Origin of the sequence: Streptococcus sp. 23.2, assembly GCF_016648665.1 — a bacterium.
Taxonomy (GTDB): domain Bacteria; phylum Bacillota; class Bacilli; order Lactobacillales; family Streptococcaceae; genus Streptococcus; species Streptococcus salivarius_E.
On record NZ_JACLQJ010000009.1, the window covers coordinates 1 to 19,760 of the forward strand.

Annotated in this window: 18 protein-coding genes and 1 pseudogene; 2 read left to right on the forward strand and 17 right to left on the reverse strand. The window is 39.3% G+C overall.

Annotation, left to right across the window (positions count from 1 at the left end; translation table 11 throughout):
- Positions 1–513 precede the first annotated feature (513 nt).
- The 10 genes and pseudogenes from pyk to H7T98_RS05990 all read right to left on the reverse strand — a co-directional run bounded on the left by pyk (position 514) and on the right by H7T98_RS05990 (position 12,546).
- Positions 514–2,016, reverse strand: a complete 1,503-nt coding sequence (pyk, locus tag H7T98_RS05945) for a pyruvate kinase (protein ID WP_002884118.1) — start codon at positions 2,014–2,016, stop codon at positions 514–516.
- A 70-nt stretch (positions 2,017–2,086) separates the two neighbouring features.
- Positions 2,087–3,106, reverse strand: a complete 1,020-nt coding sequence (gene pfkA, locus H7T98_RS05950) for a 6-phosphofructokinase (protein ID WP_002884051.1) — start codon at positions 3,104–3,106, stop codon at positions 2,087–2,089.
- Positions 3,107–3,199: 93 nt separating this feature from the next.
- Positions 3,200–6,310 (reverse strand): DNA polymerase III subunit alpha, encoded by a 3,111-nt coding sequence (locus H7T98_RS05955; protein WP_201061478.1) that lies wholly within the window; start codon positions 6,308–6,310, stop codon positions 3,200–3,202.
- Between the two features lie 214 nt (positions 6,311–6,524).
- On the reverse strand, positions 6,525–7,115 hold the full coding sequence (gene leuD / locus H7T98_RS05960; protein ID WP_002884116.1) for a 3-isopropylmalate dehydratase small subunit: 591 nt from the start codon (positions 7,113–7,115) through the stop codon (positions 6,525–6,527).
- Between the two features lie 11 nt (positions 7,116–7,126).
- Positions 7,127–8,518, reverse strand: a complete 1,392-nt coding sequence (leuC, locus tag H7T98_RS05965; RefSeq protein ID WP_022496499.1) for a 3-isopropylmalate dehydratase large subunit — start codon at positions 8,516–8,518, stop codon at positions 7,127–7,129.
- Between the two features lie 30 nt (positions 8,519–8,548).
- Positions 8,549–8,830 carry a DUF1294 domain-containing protein gene (locus tag H7T98_RS05970; protein ID WP_037598114.1) on the reverse strand — a complete coding sequence of 94 codons (282 nt, stop codon included), beginning with the start codon at positions 8,828–8,830 and terminating at the stop codon, positions 8,549–8,551.
- A gap of 4 nt (positions 8,831–8,834) precedes the next feature.
- Complete coding sequence (leuB, locus tag H7T98_RS05975; RefSeq protein ID WP_201061479.1) at positions 8,835–9,872, reverse strand: 3-isopropylmalate dehydrogenase; 1,038 nt, start codon at positions 9,870–9,872, stop codon at positions 8,835–8,837.
- 18 nt (positions 9,873–9,890) lie between these two features.
- Positions 9,891–11,447 (reverse strand): 2-isopropylmalate synthase, encoded by a 1,557-nt coding sequence (locus tag H7T98_RS05980; RefSeq protein ID WP_002884004.1) that lies wholly within the window; start codon positions 11,445–11,447, stop codon positions 9,891–9,893.
- Positions 11,448–11,793: 346 nt separating this feature from the next.
- Positions 11,794–12,117: pseudogene (locus tag H7T98_RS05985) on the reverse strand (2,3-bisphosphoglycerate-dependent phosphoglycerate mutase); the annotation flags it as partial.
- Positions 12,118–12,156: 39 nt separating this feature from the next.
- Positions 12,157–12,546: a nuclear transport factor 2 family protein gene (locus H7T98_RS05990; protein WP_201061481.1), complete on the reverse strand. Its 390-nt coding sequence runs from the start codon at positions 12,544–12,546 to the stop codon at positions 12,157–12,159.
- Between the two features lie 145 nt (positions 12,547–12,691).
- Between H7T98_RS05990 and H7T98_RS05995 the strand changes: the two genes are divergently transcribed.
- A complete protein-coding gene (locus H7T98_RS05995) occupies positions 12,692–13,021 on the forward strand; it encodes a winged helix-turn-helix transcriptional regulator (protein WP_201061484.1) in 330 nt (109 codons plus the stop codon).
- Between the two features lie 97 nt (positions 13,022–13,118).
- Here H7T98_RS05995 and H7T98_RS06000 read toward each other — a convergent pair whose 3' ends face one another.
- Positions 13,119–13,811, reverse strand: coding sequence for a phosphoglycerate mutase (locus tag H7T98_RS06000; RefSeq protein ID WP_000240128.1), 693 nt, complete (start codon positions 13,809–13,811; stop codon positions 13,119–13,121).
- 255 nt (positions 13,812–14,066) lie between these two features.
- Between H7T98_RS06000 and H7T98_RS06005 the strand changes: the two genes are divergently transcribed.
- Positions 14,067–15,002, forward strand: a complete 936-nt coding sequence (locus H7T98_RS06005) for a dihydroorotate oxidase (RefSeq protein WP_060971492.1) — start codon at positions 14,067–14,069, stop codon at positions 15,000–15,002.
- A 62-nt stretch (positions 15,003–15,064) separates the two neighbouring features.
- Here H7T98_RS06005 and H7T98_RS06010 read toward each other — a convergent pair whose 3' ends face one another.
- The 6 genes from H7T98_RS06010 to recN all read right to left on the reverse strand — a co-directional run bounded on the left by H7T98_RS06010 (position 15,065) and on the right by recN (position 19,752).
- Positions 15,065–15,265, reverse strand: coding sequence for a hypothetical protein (locus H7T98_RS06010; protein ID WP_002890779.1), 201 nt, complete (start codon positions 15,263–15,265; stop codon positions 15,065–15,067).
- A gap of 59 nt (positions 15,266–15,324) precedes the next feature.
- Positions 15,325–15,600, reverse strand: a complete 276-nt coding sequence (locus H7T98_RS06015) for an HU family DNA-binding protein (RefSeq protein ID WP_002884048.1) — start codon at positions 15,598–15,600, stop codon at positions 15,325–15,327.
- Positions 15,601–15,736: 136 nt separating this feature from the next.
- Positions 15,737–16,309, reverse strand: a complete 573-nt coding sequence (locus tag H7T98_RS06020; protein WP_037601109.1) for a YpmS family protein — start codon at positions 16,307–16,309, stop codon at positions 15,737–15,739.
- A complete protein-coding gene (locus H7T98_RS06025) occupies positions 16,302–17,177 on the reverse strand; it encodes an SGNH/GDSL hydrolase family protein (RefSeq protein WP_037601106.1) in 876 nt (291 codons plus the stop codon). Before H7T98_RS06025 ends, H7T98_RS06020 begins: the two co-directional genes overlap by 8 nt.
- Positions 17,170–18,012 carry a DegV family protein gene (locus H7T98_RS06030; RefSeq protein WP_037601103.1) on the reverse strand — a complete coding sequence of 281 codons (843 nt, stop codon included), beginning with the start codon at positions 18,010–18,012 and terminating at the stop codon, positions 17,170–17,172. The genes H7T98_RS06025 and H7T98_RS06030 overlap by 8 nt, the downstream gene beginning before the upstream one ends.
- A 69-nt stretch (positions 18,013–18,081) precedes the next feature.
- Positions 18,082–19,752, reverse strand: coding sequence for a DNA repair protein RecN (gene recN, locus H7T98_RS06035; protein ID WP_037601101.1), 1,671 nt, complete (start codon positions 19,750–19,752; stop codon positions 18,082–18,084).
- Between the last annotated feature and the right edge of the window lie 8 nt (positions 19,753–19,760).

Below are 19,760 nucleotides of genomic sequence, written 5' to 3' on the forward strand. Positions count from 1 at the left end.
ACTTTTAGAATTGTCATTAAAAAGAAACTTATGATTTCATTTTTTTCAAAAATCGATTTTCAGAATTAATAATTCATTAGAACTTTTAAATTAGTAAGTCATTATTGAAATAAAAATGGTTGGTTATCAACTCAGTCCTTCTAAAAAAGATAGCTTATAACCATCTTAACTATAGTTTAGAAGCCTATTTAACGACATTTTTTATCCTGTTGTTTTCAAGAAAAGCAAAATTTCTTTGAAAAGATAATTTCCCACTTCGCTAAATACTTTCTAAGTCATATGACACTTAGAACTAAATCTGTTGAAAATACAAACCAAATCAGCCATCTTGCTTTAAACCATTTGGAATAAGTATGATATTCTTCACTTTTTCACTTGTTATTATTATCCAATTGATTTAGCTACCTACGAAAAAAGCTCTATAATCTCTTCAATAGTTTAACCTACTAAATCGATTATAGAGCCAAAAAAAGAAGATCCAAAGACCTTCTTTCTATTTAAGTACTACTTAAATTATTTTACTGTGCGGATACGCATAGTGTTTGTACCACCTGTACCTACTGGAACACCAGCAACGATAACAATGTTGTCACCAGATTCTACAAGACCTGATTCCAATGCAACTTTTTCAGCAACATCAAACATATCATCAGTTGAGCTTGGTTTTTCAGTAACTACTGGAATAACACCCCAGTTAAGCATCAATGATTTTTGAGTAATTTCATCGAATGTTACAGCCAAGATATCAGCTTCTGGACGGTATTTAGAAATCAAACGAGCAGTGTTACCTGATTCAGTAAGAGCAACAATAAGTTTGATATCCATTGAGTTAGTAGCATCTTTAACTGCAGATGCAACTACTTCAGTCTTAGTTGAACGGTCAAATGTTGATGAATCAAGACGACCATACTCTTTAAGAAGAGTTTGAGCGTTTTTATCAATTGTAGCCATTGTACGAACTGATTCAACTGGGTATTTACCATTTGCAGACTCACCAGAAAGCATTGTAGCATCTGTACCATCGATAACTGCGTTAAATACGTCAGATACTTCAGAACGAGTTGCACGTGGTTTTTCTGTCATTGTTTCAAGCATGTTAGTAGCTGTAACAACAACTTTACCAGCAGCGTTTACTTTAGTGATGATCATTTTTTGGTAAACTGGAACCATTTCGAATGGTACTTCGATACCCATGTCACCACGAGCGATCATGATACCGTCAGCAGCTTCGATGATTTCATCGATGTTATCGATACCTTGTTGGTTTTCGATTTTAGCCAACAATTGAACATGACCGTTACCAGTTTCTTCACAGATAGCACGAACTTCTTGTACGTCTTTTGCAGTACGTACGAATGAGATAGCGATAAAGTTAAGACCTTGTTCAAGACCAAAACGGATATCAGCGTTATCACGTTCAGCAAGTGCTGGGAAAGGAATTTTAGTGTAAGGGATGTTTACACCTTTTTGTTTAGCGATGATACCATCATTTTCAACTTCAACGATGAATTCACGTTTTTCAGCATCTTTGTCTACAACACGAAGACCAAGTTTACCATCATCGATAAGAACTTGTTTACCAACTTCTACATCGTCAAAAACGTCAAGTGCACCTGCAACGTTCAAAGCGATAACGTCGCGAGTTGATTTGATACCTTGTTTAGTAGCAACACGAATTTGTTCACCAGTTTTGTATGCATACTCTTTAGCATCACCTTCGAACAATTCAGTACGCATTTCAGGTCCTTTTGTATCAAGAAGGAAACCTACTTTTTGACCAGCAAGGTCTTCTGCCATACGAACGACATCCATACGTTCACCTTGTTCAGCGTGGTCACCATGTGAGAAGTTGAAACGGAAAACGTTGGCACCTTCCTTGATCAATTGAGCAATGTTTTTAGCAGATGCTTCACGGTCAAGTTTTTCACCCCAGTAACCATCTTCACCAAATTTTTTGCCGCCACGGATTTCAACCGCAGGACCAAGTGTTGCAACGATTTTTACGCGTTTATTCATGATAAATAAAAACTCCCTTATATTTTTTGTCGCCCTAGCGACGGATTAACAATAATTTAAATAACCGAGATTAGCTCAAGTTAGCCAATGAACGGTTAAGGTCTGCAAAGTCAAGACGAGCTTTGTGTGGATTGTTAACGATAATTTTACCGTCTTCAGTAAGACTGAACAAAGCGCCTTCTTCTGCTGTACCAAGGATTGGGCTTTCAACAAGCTCTTCATTGTGGATACCAACAGCTACACCACCAATACCTTGTTTAAGGAGGTCAACCGCATGAGCACCCATCCATGAAGCAAGAACACGGTCACGCGGAGTTGGCGAACCACCACGAACCACGTGTCCAATGTTTGTTGCACGAAGATCTGAAGTATCTCCAGCTTCTTTCATTTTAGCTGCAAATTCTTCAGCACCCATAACACCTTCAGCAAGTACGATTACGTGGTGAGTTTTAACACCTGATTCGTAACCTTCTTTAACTTTACGGACAACTTCGTTGATGTCGTACTCTTCTTCAGGTACGATAATTTGGTCTGCACCAGAAGCGATACCAGCCCAAAGAGCGATATCACCAGCGTGACGTCCCATAACTTCAACGACAAAAGTACGTCCGTGACTGAAAGCAGTGTCTTGAATTTTATCGATAGCTTCTGTTGCAGTTGCAACAGCAGTATCAAAACCAATTGTATAGTCTGTACCAACGATATCGTTATCGATAGTTCCTGGAAGACCAACAGCTGGGAAACCATGTTCAGTCAAACGCATAGCACCATGGTAAGAACCATCTCCACCAATAACTACTACACCTTCGATTCCATGTTTTTTAAGTTGCTCAATACCTTTAAGTTGACCCTCAAGTTGGGCAAACTCAGGATAGCGAGCAGACTGAAGGAAAGTACCACCACGGCTGAGGATGTTGTCTACGCCTTTGGCATCAAGTTGGAAGATATCTCCTTCAACCATACCAGCGTATCCACGGTTAATGCCGAATACTTCAATTCCTTCAGAAATTGCTTTGAGAACAACTGCGCGAGCGGCAGCGTTCATACCAGGGGCATCTCCACCACTAGTCAAAACAGCAATACGTTTCATTATTCCTGATACTCCTTTTATATATTTAACATTTTCATTATAACATAAAGAATTCTAAATGGCTTTAAATTTGAAAAGATTTATTGTTTTTTTTTATCGTAAAACCGTTTTCAACACATAAGGTGCTAATTCCTGATTAAGTTCCTCGTTCTTAGCTACTTTATATCTTTGACTAACAATAGTTTCCTTACTTCCTTGATAACGAATAATGACAGGAATGTTTCCGGGATACTTAGCTAAGATTTGAGAAACTTCTAAGTCCTTATCATGATTCTCAAGTAGAATCCAGAAACGCTCCGTACTAGCTTCCTCCATATTGGACAAAATTAATTGAATGCGTCCATCACGCTCCTGGGTCCGTCCATCAAGATAGAAGAGACCACCTTCACTCAACTTATCCTTATGATAGAAATAAGTTTCTGGGAATAGGGTAACATCAAGTTTATTGATCCCATCAGTTACGTTCAGAAAGGCCATCTGATCACCTTTTTTAGTTCTGATAATTCGAACGGACTCTAGCTGAACCAAAACCGTCGCCTTAGTATTAACCGTCAAATCAGAAATTGGTTGATAGGGACGAGAGGCCATTTTTTGAGCTAGGTGTAAAGGATGAGGACTAAGCCCAACTCCTAGTAACTCCTGTTCTAAATTATAACGATCCGTCTGGCTATAGTCTTCATAATCAACCCAAGAATAAGAGGACTCTGCAAACAAACTTCCTAACTCATTGACAAAAGTAAAGAGGTTGTTTAAATTGCCAATGATTTTCTGACGGTTTGGTTCAAAAATATCAAACAAACCAATCTGGATGAGAGGTGTCAAAATATCGACTTTCTGATATTTGCTAGGAATACGTGTCAAAAAGTCTTCTATAGAAATGTACTTGCCATTTTGTTTGCGATCCTCAATAATCCAAAGGGCAAAATCTCTTGGCAAGCCTTTGATAGTCTTAAGACCTAATACGATCTTGCCATCTGAAATCTTGTCCAGATAGGGAATCCTATTAATATCGAGACTAGCTAGGGAGAAGCCATTTTCAATTGCATCCTTAATGTAATCACTAGACGAATAATTCAACATGACGTCATAAAATATCTGTGGGTAGTGCGTTTTGAAATAGGCTAACTGAAAGGCTAAAGCTGAGTAGGCATAGGCATGACTTCTATTAAAGCCATAACCTGCAAACTTAGCCATCATACTAAAGAGGCGTTCAGCAATCTGTGGGTCACGTCCTAACTGACGACTTCCTTCCATGAATTGTTCGGACATCTTAGACATTTCATTGGCATCTTTTTTAGACATCGCTCGACGAAGCAAATCGGCTTTTCCGAGTGTAAAGCCCGCAAATACTTGGGCAATCTGCATAACCTGCTCCTGATAGAGCATGATGCCATAAGTAGGCTCAAGGATTGGTGCAACTACTGGATCAATGAGATCTACTTTTTCCTTACCGTATTTACGAGCAATGAAATTATCTGTATAATCGCTAGCTCCGGGACGGTTAAGAGAGGTTGTCGCTACGACTTCTTCGAACTTAGCCGGTTTAATCCGTTTAAGGAGGTTTATGGCACCTGCCTGCTCAAACTGAAAAATTCCCTTTGTCTTACCACTGGCAAAAAGTGCTAGGGTCTGTGGATCTTCCAAGTCAATGGATTTGATATCAATAGTGATGCCCTGCTCTTCTTCTAGCTTCTCCTTCATTTTTTGAACAAAAGTCAAATTACGGAGGCCCAAGAAATCCATCTTAAGCAAGCCATTGGCCTCAACCGCGGAGGCATCGTACTGAGTAACCATCATATCCTCACCAGCTTTTAGTGGAATATGGTTGGTCAGATCGTCATCACTCATCACTATACCAGCAGCATGGATTGAGGTCTGTCTTGGCTGGCCTTCAATAGCCTTAGCAATCTCAAAAGCCCTCTGAAATTCCTGTCTCTGATTAATCAACTGTCTGAATGACATATTCTTCTCATAGACAGAGGTCAAGTTATCACGAAAAGAAATCTTTTTACTTAGTTGGGACAGTTCAAATTCCTTAGCACCAAAACGTTTAAAAACATCTCGAATAGCCTGCTTGGCTCCAAAGGTTGAAAAGGTAACAATCTGAGCAGAGTGCTTACTACCATAACGGTCCCTAACATAATGAAGAAACTCGCTTCGATAGATATCAGGCAAGTCGATATCAATATCAGGCATGCTATAACGCTCTTCATTTAGGAAACGCTCGAAAAGCAAGTCATTTTTAACGGGATCAATTCCAGTAATGTCAAGAACATAGGCCACCAAGCTTCCTGCAGCAGATCCACGTCCCATTCCCATATAATAACCACGGCTACGCCCAAAGCGTAACAAATCCCAGACAATCAAGAAATAATCATCAAAGCCCATCTGATGAATGATAGACAATTCTTTGTCTAAACGTTCCTGATAAACTGCTGAGGTTAACTTTTTAGACTCCAATCCAGATTGAGCTAATTGACTTAATTGGTCAACTGCTGGCATATCTCGATTAAAACGGGGAAGCTTCAAATCCGTATCAAATTGATAAGTAATGTCTGAAACAAGTTGCTCCAAATTGTTCAAAGCCTCTGGGATATCACTATAAGCACTTTCCATTTCTTGAGGCGAGAAAAGAAGCTGATTCATAGGACAAATAGAGGCCTCTGACAAGGAAACGTTTTGCGAGATGGCATGCAACATCTGAATCGTCGAGCGGTCTGCATTCTCAAAGTAACGCACTGTATGTAAGGGAACTACAGGATAATCAAACTCTTTACCCGCATCTTCTGGCCTTACCCCAATGAAAACCTCTGAACCAAGTGTCATCCCTGACTCCCAGTCTTCACTCGGAAGGATGAGGGCAATAGCATTCAGATAGTCCGAAAAAGCTGTAAGTTCACGTTGTCCTGAGGAAAGCTCTGTTGCCAACTTCATCAAATTTTTATAGCCCTGATTATTTTTTGCTAATAGACGAAAAGGAATTTTTCTTCCCTCGTAAAATAGATTAGCTTCCATACCAATCAAAGGACGTAAACCGTTTCTACTTGCAAGCTGGGCAAAATGATAAGCAGCATAGAGATTGTCACGATCCATCAAACCAAGGGCTTGATAGCCAAGCTCTTTGGCACGCGCAACGTAGCTGTTCAAATCTACGACACTATCCATGAAACTATAGACGGATTTTGTATCCAATTGTGCAAACATGAAGGCCTCCTTTCTATCTTTCTATTATAGCATACGCTACTAGTAAAAACGCCTCTACCATATTAACTGTTTCAAACAAAAAGAATGAGATAGAACAACATTTTAGACATTGTCCTTATCCCATTCTTTTAAGTGATCATTATTTTTTTACTAACACATCATTGCTTTTGATAGCAAGATTGAATATCAAAGTTTAGAAAAACAACTTAGTCCCTTATTGCCAATATGATGGGCGTTGTTTTTCATAGGCAGCAATCAAATCTTCATATTGAAGAGTGATTCCAATATCATCAAGCCCTTCAACCAATTTACGTTTCCACTCATGATCGATATCAAATGGAAACTCTCCTGCTGAAGATTTAATGACTTGGTTTGGAAGGTCAATCGTGATTTCCTCACCTGCAGGAAGAGCAGCCAATTTTTGACGTACTTCCAAGGGTTGAACGATTGGCAACATACCATTCTTCAATTCGTTGTTATAGTGGATATCTGAAAATGATCCAGCGATAACACAGCGGAAACCATAGTCTTCCAATGCCCACGCAGCGTGTTCACGAGATGATCCTGAACCAAAGTTATCACCAGTAACCAAAATAGTCGCATCGCGATACTCAGGTTTATTGAAGACGAAATCAGGATTTTCTTCGTAGTCATCATTAAGATAACGCCATTCAAACATCAAATTCTTACCGAAGCCTTTTTTATCAACAGCTTTCAAGAATTGTTTGGGAATGAGTTGGTCCGTATCGATGTTATCATTCATCAAAGGTACTGATTTCCCTGTATAGACGGTAAATTTTTCCATTATCTTCTCCCTTATGCTTGAACTTCTGGCATATAGCGTACATCTACAAATTTACCAGCGATTGCCGCAGCTGCTGCCATTGCTGGACTACAAAGGTGAGTACGAGCTCCATATCCTTGACGTCCCTCAAAGTTACGGTTACTTGTAGATGCACAGTGAACGCCTTCTGGAACATGGTCTGGGTTCATACCAAGACACATTGAGCAACCTGGATCACGCCATTCAAATCCTGCATCCAAGAAAATTTTATCCAAACCAAGACGTTCAGCTTCTTTCTTAACTGGACGTGAACCTGGAACAACAATAGCTGTCAATGTTGGTGCGATATGTTTTCCTTTAACGAATTTAGCAGCTAACTCAAGGTCGCTAAGACGTGCGTTAGTACAAGAACCAATAAAGACATAGCCAAGATCGATATCTTTAGCATATTCGCCAGGCTTAACATCCATATACTCGTAAGCACGTTCATCATTAAAGTCTTTGATTTCTGGGAATGGTTGATCAAACTCAACACCCATTTCAGGGTTAGTTCCCCATGTAACCATAGGTGCCAATTCTGAAACATCAATAGTGATTACTTTATCGTATTCAGCATCTGGATCTGAGACCAAGGTTTTCCAGTCAGCTACTGCTTCTTCAAACTTCTCACCCTTAGGTGCGCAAGGACGCCCTTCAACATAATCATAAGTTTTTTGGTCTGGATTCATAAGACCCATCTTAGCACCAAATTCAATAGACATGTTACAGATAGTCATGCGTTCATCCATTGAAAGAGCATCGATAGCTTCACCACAATATTCAACTGCGTATCCTACACCAGCATCAACGCCATAGCGTGCAATGAGTGCAAGAATAAAGTCTTTTGAATAAACACCTGGCTGTGGTTTACCAACAAATTCAACCTTCATTTTCTTCGGTTTCACTTGCCACAAACATTGTGTCGCAAAGACATGTTCTACCTCAGATGTACCAATACCAAAGGCAATAGCACCAAAGGCACCATGAGTAGCCGTATGACTATCTCCACAAACGACAAATTTTCCGGGTTGACTACGACCTGTTTCAGGACCAACCATGTGGACAATCCCCTGACGAGCAGTACCGTGGGTAGCCGCATCAATACCAAATTCCTCAACGTTTTTCGCCAAAGTATCAATTTGGTTTTTAGAAATAAGGTCACGAATGTTAAAAATATCAACCGTAGGAACGTTGTGGTCTGTCGTACCAAAAGTTAAATCTGGGCGACGAACTTTACGTCCAGCATCACGAAGTCCTTGAAAGGCCTGTGGACTTGTAACCTCGTGAATATAATGCTGATCCACATACATCAATTGTGGTTCGCCCTCATTTCCAGTAACGACGTGGCGTTCCCAAAGTTTATCAAAAATTGATTTTCCGCTCATAAAATACTCCAATTATAATCTAAGGATTAGCTAATCCGAAAGTCTTGTTAGAATAAGGTATAAAAGAAAGACATCTATAACAATTCCTATAAGCCAGCAAAGCTTAAAGTACCATTTGTTAATTTTATGTCTAAAAAGTCTTCCACCTAGAAAGGCACCAATACCACCAAAGATCAGTGTCTGTAATAATAATGCCTTCTCAGAAATCCGTCTCTTATGTCGGATAGCCTTATGTTTATCAAGGCCATAAACCAATAAGACGACAATATTCCATACCAACAAAACACTTAGTAACACTAGTTTTAGTGTCATGAGTTTAGAGATTGCCAATAATAGCTGCTGTCATTTCAGCAGTCGAAGCCTGACCACCCAAATCACGTGTCAAGATGCCTTGATTCAAGGTCTTATCAACAGCATTTTCAATCAATTCTGCCCCTTCAGTTTCATTGAAACTTTCACGTAACATCATAGCTACTGACAAAATCATTGAAATTGGATTGGCAATACCTTGACCAGCGATATCTGGTGCTGAACCATGAATAGGTTCATAAAGACTTGGACCATTTTCAGAATGACTGGCAGATGGCATAACACCTAAAGTTCCTGGAAGGACACTTGATTCATCAGACAAGATATCACCAAAAAGGTTTTCTGTCACAACCACATCAAAACGAGCTGGGTTGGTAATCATAATCATTGCAGCACTATCAACGAGCTGATGTTCAAGAGTTACATCTGGAAACTCCAAAGAAACTTCATCGGCAATCTTACGCCACAATTTAGAAGTTGCCAAAACATTTTGTTTATCAATGCTAGTGACCTTTTTGCCACGACCTTGGGCAATCTTGAAAGCACGACGAATGATACGACGAATCTCATCTGCTGAATAATCATTGATATCACGAGCCTTATCTTCTTCGAGAATATGCTCACCAAAGTAAATCCCGCCTGTAAGCTCACGAACAACGACAAAATCTACGCCCTCGATACGCTCTGGTTTAAGAGGTGACAAGTGTTTCAAAGCATCAAAGATGCGGACAGGACGGATATTAGCAAAGAGATTTAGCTCTTTACGAATGGCCAAAAGCCCTTGTTCAGGACGAACTGGCGCATTGTCATATTTTGGTCCACCAATTGCAGCCAAGAGGATAGCATCTGCTGATTTAGCAGCATCCAAAGTTGACTTAGGAAGTGGATGACCTTCAGCATCAATACCAGCACCACCAAATGGTTTAGCATCGATGTCATAATCAAATCCAATTTTTGAAGCTACTTTTTCAAGAACTTCAAGACCCGCTGCCATAATCTCAGGTCCAATTCCATCACCTGAAAGTGTTACGATTTTCTTTGTCATGTTTAACTCCTCTTTGGCTTATGGAAGGTCACGATAAGAAACCTTACGTGCCATCTCACCAGCATTTTCTTTTTGAACCAATGTATTAGCATTGATATAGGCAATTGCTGATGCTTTCAAAACATCAAAGTCCAAACCAGATGCATTGAAAATAGTATCTGTATCTACATTTTCGACAGTTACAAGTACACGTGCTTGCGCATCAATACCATCAGTTACAGCGTCAATATTATAAGAAGTCAAGCGAACTGTTTGGTTGAAGAATTTGTCAATAGCATTGAAAATAGCTTCAACTGACCCTTGGCCATTGGCCAAAAATTCTACAGATTCACCGTCTTCATTAGCCAAGCTTACTGTAGCAGTGATTGTTTCATCAGCATTAGTAGTCAAGCGAAGATCTTCGAAGTGGAAACCTTCTGGATTATCTACACTAGTACCAGCAACAAGTGCACGAATGTCTGCATCGGTAATATCATGTTTTTTCCCAGCCAAGACTTTAAATTTGGCAAAGAGTGGTTTGATATCTTCTTCAACAAAGTCAAGCTCAAGTTCTTTCAATTTTTCAACAAAGGCATGGCGTCCTGACAATTTACCAAGAGGAAGACTGTTACTCTTGACACCTACCAATTCTGGTGTGAAGATTTCATAAGTTTGAGGGTTCTTAAGAACACCATCTTGGTGGATACCTGATTCATGAGAGAAAGCATTTCCACCAACAACAGCTTTATTTTTAGGAACTGGAATACCTGAGAAGCGAGAAACAAGCTCTGATGTATTCATAGTTTCATTCAAAACAATATCACAACTTGCTTGGAAGAAGTCTTCACGAATTTTCAAAGCAACAGCTACTTCTTCAAGAGCAACATTACCCGCACGCTCACCAATACCATTGACTGTTCCCTGAACACGTCCAGCACCATGTTTAATTGCTGTCAAAGTATTTGCAGTTGCCATACCAAGGTCGTCGTGGCAGTGAACACCAAAGACAACTTTATGATCTGATTTAATATTTTCAGTCAAGTGATCAAAAATACGTGCAAACTCTTCTGGAGTCGTAAAGCCAACTGTATCAGGAATATTAATATATGAGGCACCAGCATCAACTGCTGTTTGAACAACTTCAGTCAAGAAATCAAGCTCAGTACGAGTAGCATCTTCAGGAGAAAACTCAACAACTTCAAATTTTGAACGTGCATATGACACATGTTCTTTTACAGCTTCAAGAATTTCTTCTTTTGATTTCTTCAATTTAAACTCACGATGAATCGGACTTGTTGCGATAAAGACATGAATTTGTGGATACTTAGCATCTTTCAAAGCCTCATAACAAGCATCAATATCAGATTTTACTGAACGAGCCAAACCAGTAACAGAAGTTGTTGTCATAGCTTCTGCAATTTGTTTTACTGCTTCAAATGAATCTGGGCTAGCTGCAGGGAAACCAGCTTCAATTACAGAAATTCCCCATTTTTCAAGTTGCTTAGCAATGGCAACTTTTTCTTTGATTGAAAAGTTAACACCTGGTGTTTGTTCCCCATCACGAAGACTTGTATCAAAAAATTCAACTTTACGCATAGACAATCCTCTTTCTAAAAGTAAAAACGATAGTAGTAAAAAAACATCTCACTCGGAAACCCAAGCGAGATGTTTTTACCTCCCGCTTGGTAAGCCAAACAGGACTAATGCTTTTGCACTAGCCCTCATTACGCAATAGCAAAACAGTTGTAGTTGCGAATGTCATTTGACTCATTTCCTTTCGATGTATCTTGGTTAATATGATACATCTTTCCAACTTGAAAGTCAAGGAAAAATTACTGAATTGACTGACTTTTCTGACCATAATTTACATTTATTTTCAGTAAAAAAAAAAGCTGACCGAAGTCAACTTTTTTTATTGTTAATGATAACTACTTATCTCAGCTTATTTTCCGAGGTAGTATTCGTTAACAACGTTCAATTTTTCGTCAAATTCGAATACCAATGGTGGGAAGTTTGGAATTTCAACATCCATGATTTCGTCGTCTGACAATTGTTTGATGTGTTTAACAAGGGCACGGATTGAGTTACCGTGTGCACCTACGAATACGTTTTTACCATCTTTAAGAGCTAGAGCGATTTTATCTTCCCAGAATGGAAGGACACGTTCCAAAGTAACTTTCAAGTTTTCAGCATCTGGAATTACTGAGTCAACAAGTGAAGCGTAACGACGGTCGGTGTGTGCTGAGTGCTCATCATCACGATCCATAAATCAAATTTCATTTCAGATTATAGATTAATTTACTGTCTAACCCCAGAAAGCATCTTCTACTGCTTGATCTGATGAAAAGAGCCAAACTTCCTTGATCTTTCCATCATCCATGCGAAAAAGATCAATACCATTCATGTTGAGTTCCTCGCCGTCTGGGCGAGTTCCAACAAAGGTCACATTGGCTGCTACAAGGTCAATATTTTCAGACACCCAGTTAGTCAATACTTTGAAGGTACCGTTTGTTTTTTCTGAAAATTGAGCCAAGTGTGCTCCAAGTGCTTCTTTTCCAACAACTGTACCGGAATTACTATGCTGACCTGGCTGGTGCCAGATGATATCATCTGCCATAGTCTCAAAAACAGCTGGAAGATCACCTGTTACAAGACCATTGTTATATGCATTGAAAATTTCTAAATTTACTGACATGAGTTACTCCTCGTTTCTTTTATTTATGATATAATTTTATCACTTACTAACAAAAAGAAAAGTAGGCACTTTATTGTTATATAGTATCAAATACGATACTATTATTGTCAAATAAGAGAATAATTTTAAAAAATTTGGAGGAATTATGGTAACCAAAGTCAGTGAATACGGAATTTGTCCTTTTGCCACGACGCAGCGTGTACTAACAGGCAAATGGGCTCTAGTCATCATCTATCAACTCAGTACGGGGACTAAGCGTTTTAATGAACTACAACGTCTAATTCCTGGCATTACCCAAACCATTCTAACACGACACCTCAGACAGCTCGAGAATGATAAAATCGTGGAGCGTAAAGTCTATGCTGAAGTTCCCCCACGGGTCGAATACAGTCTAACTGAAATGGGTAGAAAATTTCAAGGTGTCCTAGATGCCATTGAAAGTTGGGGACTGGAGTATATCGAAACTCTAGACTAATTATCTCCTTGGTTCATCTCACCTTACAAAGTGAGACGAACCGAGAGTCACTTCTCAAAAAAAAGGTGGAATAAATCCCGCCTTTTATCTTTTATAATTATTTTCCGAGGTAGTATTCAGAAACAACGTTCAATTTTTCGTCAAATTCGAATACCAATGGTGGGAAGTTTGGAATTTCAACATCCATGATTTCGTCATCTGACAATTGTTTGATGTGTTTTACAAGGGCACGAATTGAGTTACCGTGTGCACCTACGAATACGTTTTTACCATCTTTAAGAGCTGGAGCGATTTTATCTTCCCAGAATGGAAGGGCACGTTCCAAAGTCACTTTCAAGTTTTCAGCATCTGGAATTACTGAGTCATCAAGTGAAGCGTAACGACGGTCAGTGTGTGCTGAGTGCTCATCATCACGATCCATTGCTGGAGGCAATACATCGTATGAACGACGCCAGATGTGAACTTGCTCATCACCAAATTGCTCAGCAGCTTCTGCTTTGTTTTTACCAGTCAAACCACCGTAGTGACGTTCGTTCAAGCGCCATGATTTTTCAACTGGAACCCAAAGTTGGTCAGATGCTTCAAGAGCCAAGTTAGTTGTTTTGATCGCACGTTTCAATACTGAAGTGTATGCTTGGTCAAATTCGATACCAGCTTCTTTAATCAATTTACCAGCGTCGATAGCTTGTTGAGTACCTTTTTCAGAAAGATCTACGTCAGCCCAACCTGTGAAAAGGTTAGCTTTGTTCCATTCAGACTCACCGTGGCGAGCGAAAACCAATTTTACCATTAGTTATGTCTCCTTTTTATTTTGGGTTAAACCCATTTACTGTATCTATTCTACCCAAAAAACCTTGAAAAAGCTAGCAAAATCCAAAAAATTCTGTAAAATTCTATTGCCTCTTGTCTTGGCAAAAAGAGACGATATCAGAATTTCGTTTTAGAGGCTTTAGCCCGTCCAATATTTCCTTGTTTTAGGCCCCTTTTCATGCTAAAATGAGATGAAATAGTAACATTTTACTTTGTGATCTTTAAGGAGGATCTTATGGTTTCTACTGCTACAAAAGTTGGTCAGTTTACATTTGATAACTGTCTTATGAATGCCGCTGGTGTTCATTGTATGACTAAGGAAGAATTGGCAGAGGTTGAGGCTTCAGCTGCAGGTTCATTTGTCACAAAAACCGGAACACTTGAGGCCCGTCCCGGTAATCCTGAACCACGTTATGTGAATGTTCCTCTTGGGTCAATCAACTCAATGGGATTGCCAAATAACGGTTTCGAATACTACCTTGACTATGTCATTGAATTACAAAAGCAACCCAATACAAAAAATCATTTTCTTTCTCTCGTTGGTCTTTCACCTGAGGAAACACACACCATTCTTAAAAAAGTTCAAGAAAGTGACTATGAAGGGCTGGTTGAACTCAACCTTTCATGTCCTAACGTTCCGGGTAAACCTCAAATCGCTTACGATTTTGAAACAACAACAGAGATCCTAACTGAAGTCTTTTCTTACTTTACGAAACCTCTTGGTGTGAAATTACCACCATACTTTGATATTGTGCACTTTGATCAAGCTGCTGCCGTTTTCAACCAATTCCCACTTGTCTTTGTTAACTGTGTGAACTCAATTGGTAATGGCCTTTACATTGAAGATGAGTCTGTTGTCATCAAACCTAAGAATGGTTTTGGTGGTATAGGTGGTGACTACATCAAACCTACTGCCTTGGCAAACGTTCATGCTTTCTACCAACGTTTGAAACCTGAAATCCAAATTATTGGTACTGGTGGTGTAAAATCTGGTCGTGATGCTTTTGAACACATCCTTTGTGGCGCAAGTATGGTACAAGTTGGTACTGCCCTTCAAAAAGAAGGTGTCGCTATTTTTGACCGTATTACTAAAGAACTTAAAGAAATCATGGAAGAAAAAGGTTACGAAACTCTTGAAGACTTCCGAGGAAAACTTCACTACATCGACTAGTCTATAAAAAAAGTTTGGAAAATCTTCCAAACTTTTTTTGTTATTTGATGAGGATTCTCTTATTAGACAAGACCATCATCATCGCGTTCATCCCAGTCTTCAAAAGGGTCCTTGCCCTCTTTTTCAGCTTGAAGACGTTTCTGACGCGCTTCTTCAATTTGTTCTTCACTTGGCTTCATCAGTTTGCTAATAGCAACAATACCTGATAGTTTAATAACAGTAAAAACCAAAAGAAAAATCAATACCACTGTTATGGTTTTCATAGATTCCCTTAACTTATTTCGTATAAATCAAAACCCCTAAAATCTTAGGGGTTTTTACATTATTTAACTGCGTCTTTAAGAGCTTTACCAGCTTTAAATGCAGGAACTTTAGAAGCTGCGATTGAGATAGCTTCACCAGTTTGTGGGTTACGACCTTGACGAGCAGCACGTTCGCGTACTTCAAAGTTACCGAAACCAATCAATTGTACTTTTTCACCTGCAGCAAGAAATTCTTCGATAGAAGCGAAAACTGCATCTACAGCTGCTGCTGAATCTTTTTTAGTAAGCTCAGTTGCTTCTGCAACTTTAGCGATCAAATCTTGTTTGTTAGCCATTGTAACAATCCTCCAATTTATTTCTAAGCGAATAGTTTTTTTAGCGCTTGAACAAGTATTATCTTATCCTAAAAGACCTATGAGGTCAAGTAATAAACGCTAATTTAATCGCTTTTTTGCAAAAAGTAAAGGCTTTTTAATTTATTGTCTTATAGATGTCAAATTCGATACGGTCATTAACCAAATCTAGGCTTTGAGCACGTGCTGTTATCCCCTTCTCATTCTTCATAGACTGAATATTTAGGGTAACCTTTCCCTTCTTACTATCGATTGCGATGTAATCAGGAAGGTTAGTCGAACGTTTAATCATCTTAAGGACATCCGAAACAGGCAGTTTCAAGGTTCCAGCTGAAAGCTCAGAAACATGCAGTACAATTGCTCCTGATTCACTAACAACCGGCGTAAAATAGACATATAGAGGAACAGGATGACCTAAAACCTTATAGCTACTTTCAAAAACAATTTTAGAATTGGTAACCTTGACCTTGAAACGCATCTTATCAGTCGAATAATCCTGGGCAAAGCCTGTAAGAGCAGCGTCAAGCTCATCCTTAGTCATACTATATTTTCCAATTTTAGTTGCTCCCTTGGATAGAGATACAGAACTTGTCGTCTCCACTGGAGTCATGATTCTATAGGTCACAACACTTACTAAGGCTAGATTTAAGGCCAAGAGTCCTAAAAATAGCCATTTCCATATCTTACTCACCTGACCACTCCTTTTTTGTTTGGTTAATACGTTTCAAAATGGCATCTGACATAATTTGATAACCTGTATTATTTGGATGAAAATGATCATCCTCAAAAAGAGCATCGTTCAGACTATCTTGAGAAGATTTACTAGACTGAGAGGTATCATCAGAACTTGTAACACCGCCCTTACCATCAATTCCCTTATAAAGCAAATCATTTACAGGAACAAAATACACATTATCGTACTCTTTGCACACCTCTTCAGTAGACTGGTTCCAATTATCTACAATCGTTTGCATTTCTGTCATCTCTGGAAAATTAAGATAAAAAGGATTGTAAATACCAACAATATAAATTGGCAATGTTTTATTTTCCTTGCGGGCTAGCTCAATAATCTGTTCTAATCTCTTTTGATAGGCCTGAGCAGGCTTAGTGAAGGTAGCTACATTAAGATTCGTGATATTGTCCTTAATGACATGGATTACATCATTACCACCAACTGTCAGAGTCATCACTTTAGCCTTTTTGAGATCTCTTTGAATATCCTTCTTTTCTTGCATTCTTTTGAGAATTTGATTACTCGTATTCCCCGCAATACCGTAGTTACGAGAAGTCACTTGCCAGTCAAAATCTGACTCTAATGCCTGTGATAGCACAGGAACGAATCCTCCTTGATTACTACTATCACCTACCCCTTGAGTAAGGGAATCACCAATAGCAACATAGGTCACATTTTCATTTTTGATAGATTTAATCTTTTCTGCAATTTTTGATGACTGATGCGTACTAGGAACGATAAAAATGAAGAGGCCTACAAATAAGAGAAAAAGCAAGAAGAAGCCTACGAGGCTTCTAACTAATTCTGATTCTTTCCACTTATTCATAACGAACCATTACGGCAAAGGCGCCTTCACCAGTGTGCGTTTGAATGATGGAACCAGTCTCAAGGATTGAAATTGGAGCACCCAAAACCTCAAGTTTTTCAGCCAGTTCATGTGCTAAATCAGGTGTCCCTGCATAAGAAATACCAATCTCTGCCACTTTTAGGTCCTTATCCTTGATACCATTAATATAAGAATCTAACCATTTCGTGAAAGTCTTAGCTCCTCGCCCCTTAGCAACCGTATTCAACTGATAGTCTTTCAACTCCATGATGACACGGATATTGAGTAATGAAGACAGAAGACCTGTTACACGTCCAATACGACCACCTTTGACCAGATTCTCAAGGGTAGAAACACCAATATGAAGTTCTGATTTATTTTTCACTTCTTCAACATGGGCTACAATCTCATCAAGACTAGCTCCTGCTTCAGCTAATTTAGCTGCCTCAACAACTTGAAACTTGAGGCATTGATCCGTAAAGCCTGAATCGATGACAGTTACATCTGCTCCTGAAAGACTAGCTCCTTGACGTGAGGCTTCACATGTCCCAGAGAGTGTGTGCATAATGTGGATTGCCACAATTTGTTCTGCACCTTCTTTGACAAGATTTTCATATGTCTCAGCAAACAAACCTACAGGTGGTTGGCTTGTCTTTGGTAACTCTTTACTATGCTTCATCATTTCCAAGAAACGGCCTTCTTCTCGAAGGTCACTATCTGAATAGATGACACCGTCCACCATTACCGACAATGGGACAACAGTGATATTATATTTTTTAACCAATTCTGGTTCAATCGTGATTGACGAATCGGTTACAATTCTGATTTTACTCATAATTTTCTCGCTTAACACAAATTTTTATTCTATTATAGCATGACTGGAAAGTTTTTCCCAAGTCTTTTCCTAAAGAGAGTCATCCACCTTTAACAAAGCTCTTGCTTGGCTCAAGGCAGCCTCCGTCACGTTATCACCTGCTAACATCTTAGCGATTTCTTGCACCCTTTCCTCAGGTGTCAAAAGACGAACACGAGAGACAGTTGTCTCATTATCGCTTTCCTTAGAAATAAAGAACTGATAATCAGCAATAGCAATAACTTGCGGAAGGTGACTGATGGCCAAGACCTGACCATGACTCCCAATCTTATGAATCTTCTGAGCGATGGCTTGGGCAACACGTCCTGAAACGCCAGTGTCAACCTCATCAAAGACGATACTTGTTTTATCTTCTTTGCGGGCAAAGGCTGACTTAATTGCTAACATGAGTCGAGATAATTCACCACCTGAAGCTACCTTAACAAGCGGTTTAAAGCCTTCACCTGGATTGGTTGAGATGTAAAACTCAACCTGCTCATTACCATCACGATTAAATTTCCCCTTAGTAAAGGTGACTTTAAAATCAGCCTTATCCATATAGAGGTCGCATAACTCGTTCTTAATCTCAGCTTCAAGAGCCGTAGCAATTTGATGGCGTGCTGTTTGTAGGGTCTCCGCAGACGCAAGCAGGTCCTTTTCAAGTTGCTTAAGCTCTTGTTCCATAGCATCTGACGAGCTAGAGTTTCCTGTCAGAAGATTGTATTCTTTACTTGAATTTTCCAGATAATCCAAGACGTCATCGACAGTCCCACCATATTTACGAGTAATGGCATTAATGGTATCTAAGCGGTGTTCAATCTCTTGTAAACGCCCAGCATCAAAGTCCAGATTATCCAAAAAATCACCTAGTTGCTTAGTGACATCTTCCAGAACATAATAGGCTTCTGATAGATTTCCAGAGAGTTCTTTGTAATCAGAGTCATACTCTTCAAGAGACTGGAGGTCATTCATGGCAGAACGAACATTTGAAAGGCTTGAAAAATCCTCATTATCCAGCATGACATAGGCATTTGTTAAGGTATCAGCAATCTGCTTATGATTAAGAAGCTTGTCTCGCTCCTGCATTAAAGCCAAATCTTCTCCTGATTTTAGAGAGACTGCTTCAATTTCTGCAATCTGAAAAGCTAGCATTTCAATTCGAGCCTTATGCTCCTGCTCATTTTTCTGCTTTTCAAGAACAGCTTTTCTTAACTCACGATAGCGGTCAAAATACTCCTGGTACTCTTTCTTAGTCTGGAAAAATTCCTTGTCACCAAAGGCATCAAGCATGGTAATATGCAGAGCAGGTTTCATAAGCTCTTCCTGGTCATGTTGTCCATGGATATCTACCAAGAAGTGCCCAACAGCTTTAAGTGTCGTTAAATTGACCATCTGCCCATTGATGCGACTAACACTTCTACCATTTTGGAAGATTTCACGACGGATAATCAATTCATCCTCAACAGGAATCCCATTATCTTCCAAGATACTAACCAAGGCAGGATTTTGTTCGATTGAAAAGAAGCCCTGAATTTCAGCCTTAGATGCTGAATGACGGACGACCTCACTAGAAGCCCTAGCACCCAACATAAGATTCATAGCATCTATAATAATGGACTTACCAGCACCTGTTTCACCAGTAAGGACGGTCATACCATTCTCAAAGTTTAGAGAAATCTCTTCAATAATTGCGAAATTCTTTATCGTAATTTCGAGAAGCATAGGCCCTC

Bases quoted from the DNA above. Each gene is read 5' to 3' on its own strand.
- recN (WP_037601101.1), bottom strand. From the start codon at position 19,752: ATGCTTCTCGAAATTACGATAAAGAATTTCGCAATTATTGAAGAGATT.
- pfkA (WP_002884051.1), bottom strand. From the start codon at position 3,106: ATGAAACGTATTGCTGTTTTGACTAGTGGTGGAGATGCCCCTGGTATG.
- leuB (WP_201061479.1), bottom strand. From the start codon at position 9,872: ATGACAAAGAAAATCGTAACACTTTCAGGTGATGGAATTGGACCTGAG.
- H7T98_RS05955 (WP_201061478.1), bottom strand. From the start codon at position 6,310: ATGTTTGCACAATTGGATACAAAATCCGTCTATAGTTTCATGGATAGT.
- H7T98_RS06010 (WP_002890779.1), bottom strand. From the start codon at position 15,265: ATGAAAACCATAACAGTGGTATTGATTTTTCTTTTGGTTTTTACTGTT.
- leuD (WP_002884116.1), bottom strand. From the start codon at position 7,115: ATGGAAAAATTTACCGTCTATACAGGGAAATCAGTACCTTTGATGAAT.
- H7T98_RS05995 (WP_201061484.1), top strand. From the start codon at position 12,692: ATGGTAACCAAAGTCAGTGAATACGGAATTTGTCCTTTTGCCACGACG.
- H7T98_RS05990 (WP_201061481.1), bottom strand. From the start codon at position 12,546: ATGTCAGTAAATTTAGAAATTTTCAATGCATATAACAATGGTCTTGTA.
- pyk (WP_002884118.1), bottom strand. From the start codon at position 2,016: ATGAATAAACGCGTAAAAATCGTTGCAACACTTGGTCCTGCGGTTGAA.
- H7T98_RS06015 (WP_002884048.1), bottom strand. From the start codon at position 15,600: ATGGCTAACAAACAAGATTTGATCGCTAAAGTTGCAGAAGCAACTGAG.
- H7T98_RS06030 (WP_037601103.1), bottom strand. From the start codon at position 18,012: ATGAGTAAAATCAGAATTGTAACCGATTCGTCAATCACGATTGAACCA.
- H7T98_RS05970 (WP_037598114.1), bottom strand. From the start codon at position 8,830: ATGACACTAAAACTAGTGTTACTAAGTGTTTTGTTGGTATGGAATATT.
- leuC (WP_022496499.1), bottom strand. From the start codon at position 8,518: ATGAGCGGAAAATCAATTTTTGATAAACTTTGGGAACGCCACGTCGTT.
- H7T98_RS06025 (WP_037601106.1), bottom strand. From the start codon at position 17,177: ATGAATAAGTGGAAAGAATCAGAATTAGTTAGAAGCCTCGTAGGCTTC.
- H7T98_RS05980 (WP_002884004.1), bottom strand. From the start codon at position 11,447: ATGCGTAAAGTTGAATTTTTTGATACAAGTCTTCGTGATGGGGAACAA.
- H7T98_RS06005 (WP_060971492.1), top strand. From the start codon at position 14,067: ATGGTTTCTACTGCTACAAAAGTTGGTCAGTTTACATTTGATAACTGT.
- H7T98_RS06000 (WP_000240128.1), bottom strand. From the start codon at position 13,811: ATGGTAAAATTGGTTTTCGCTCGCCACGGTGAGTCTGAATGGAACAAA.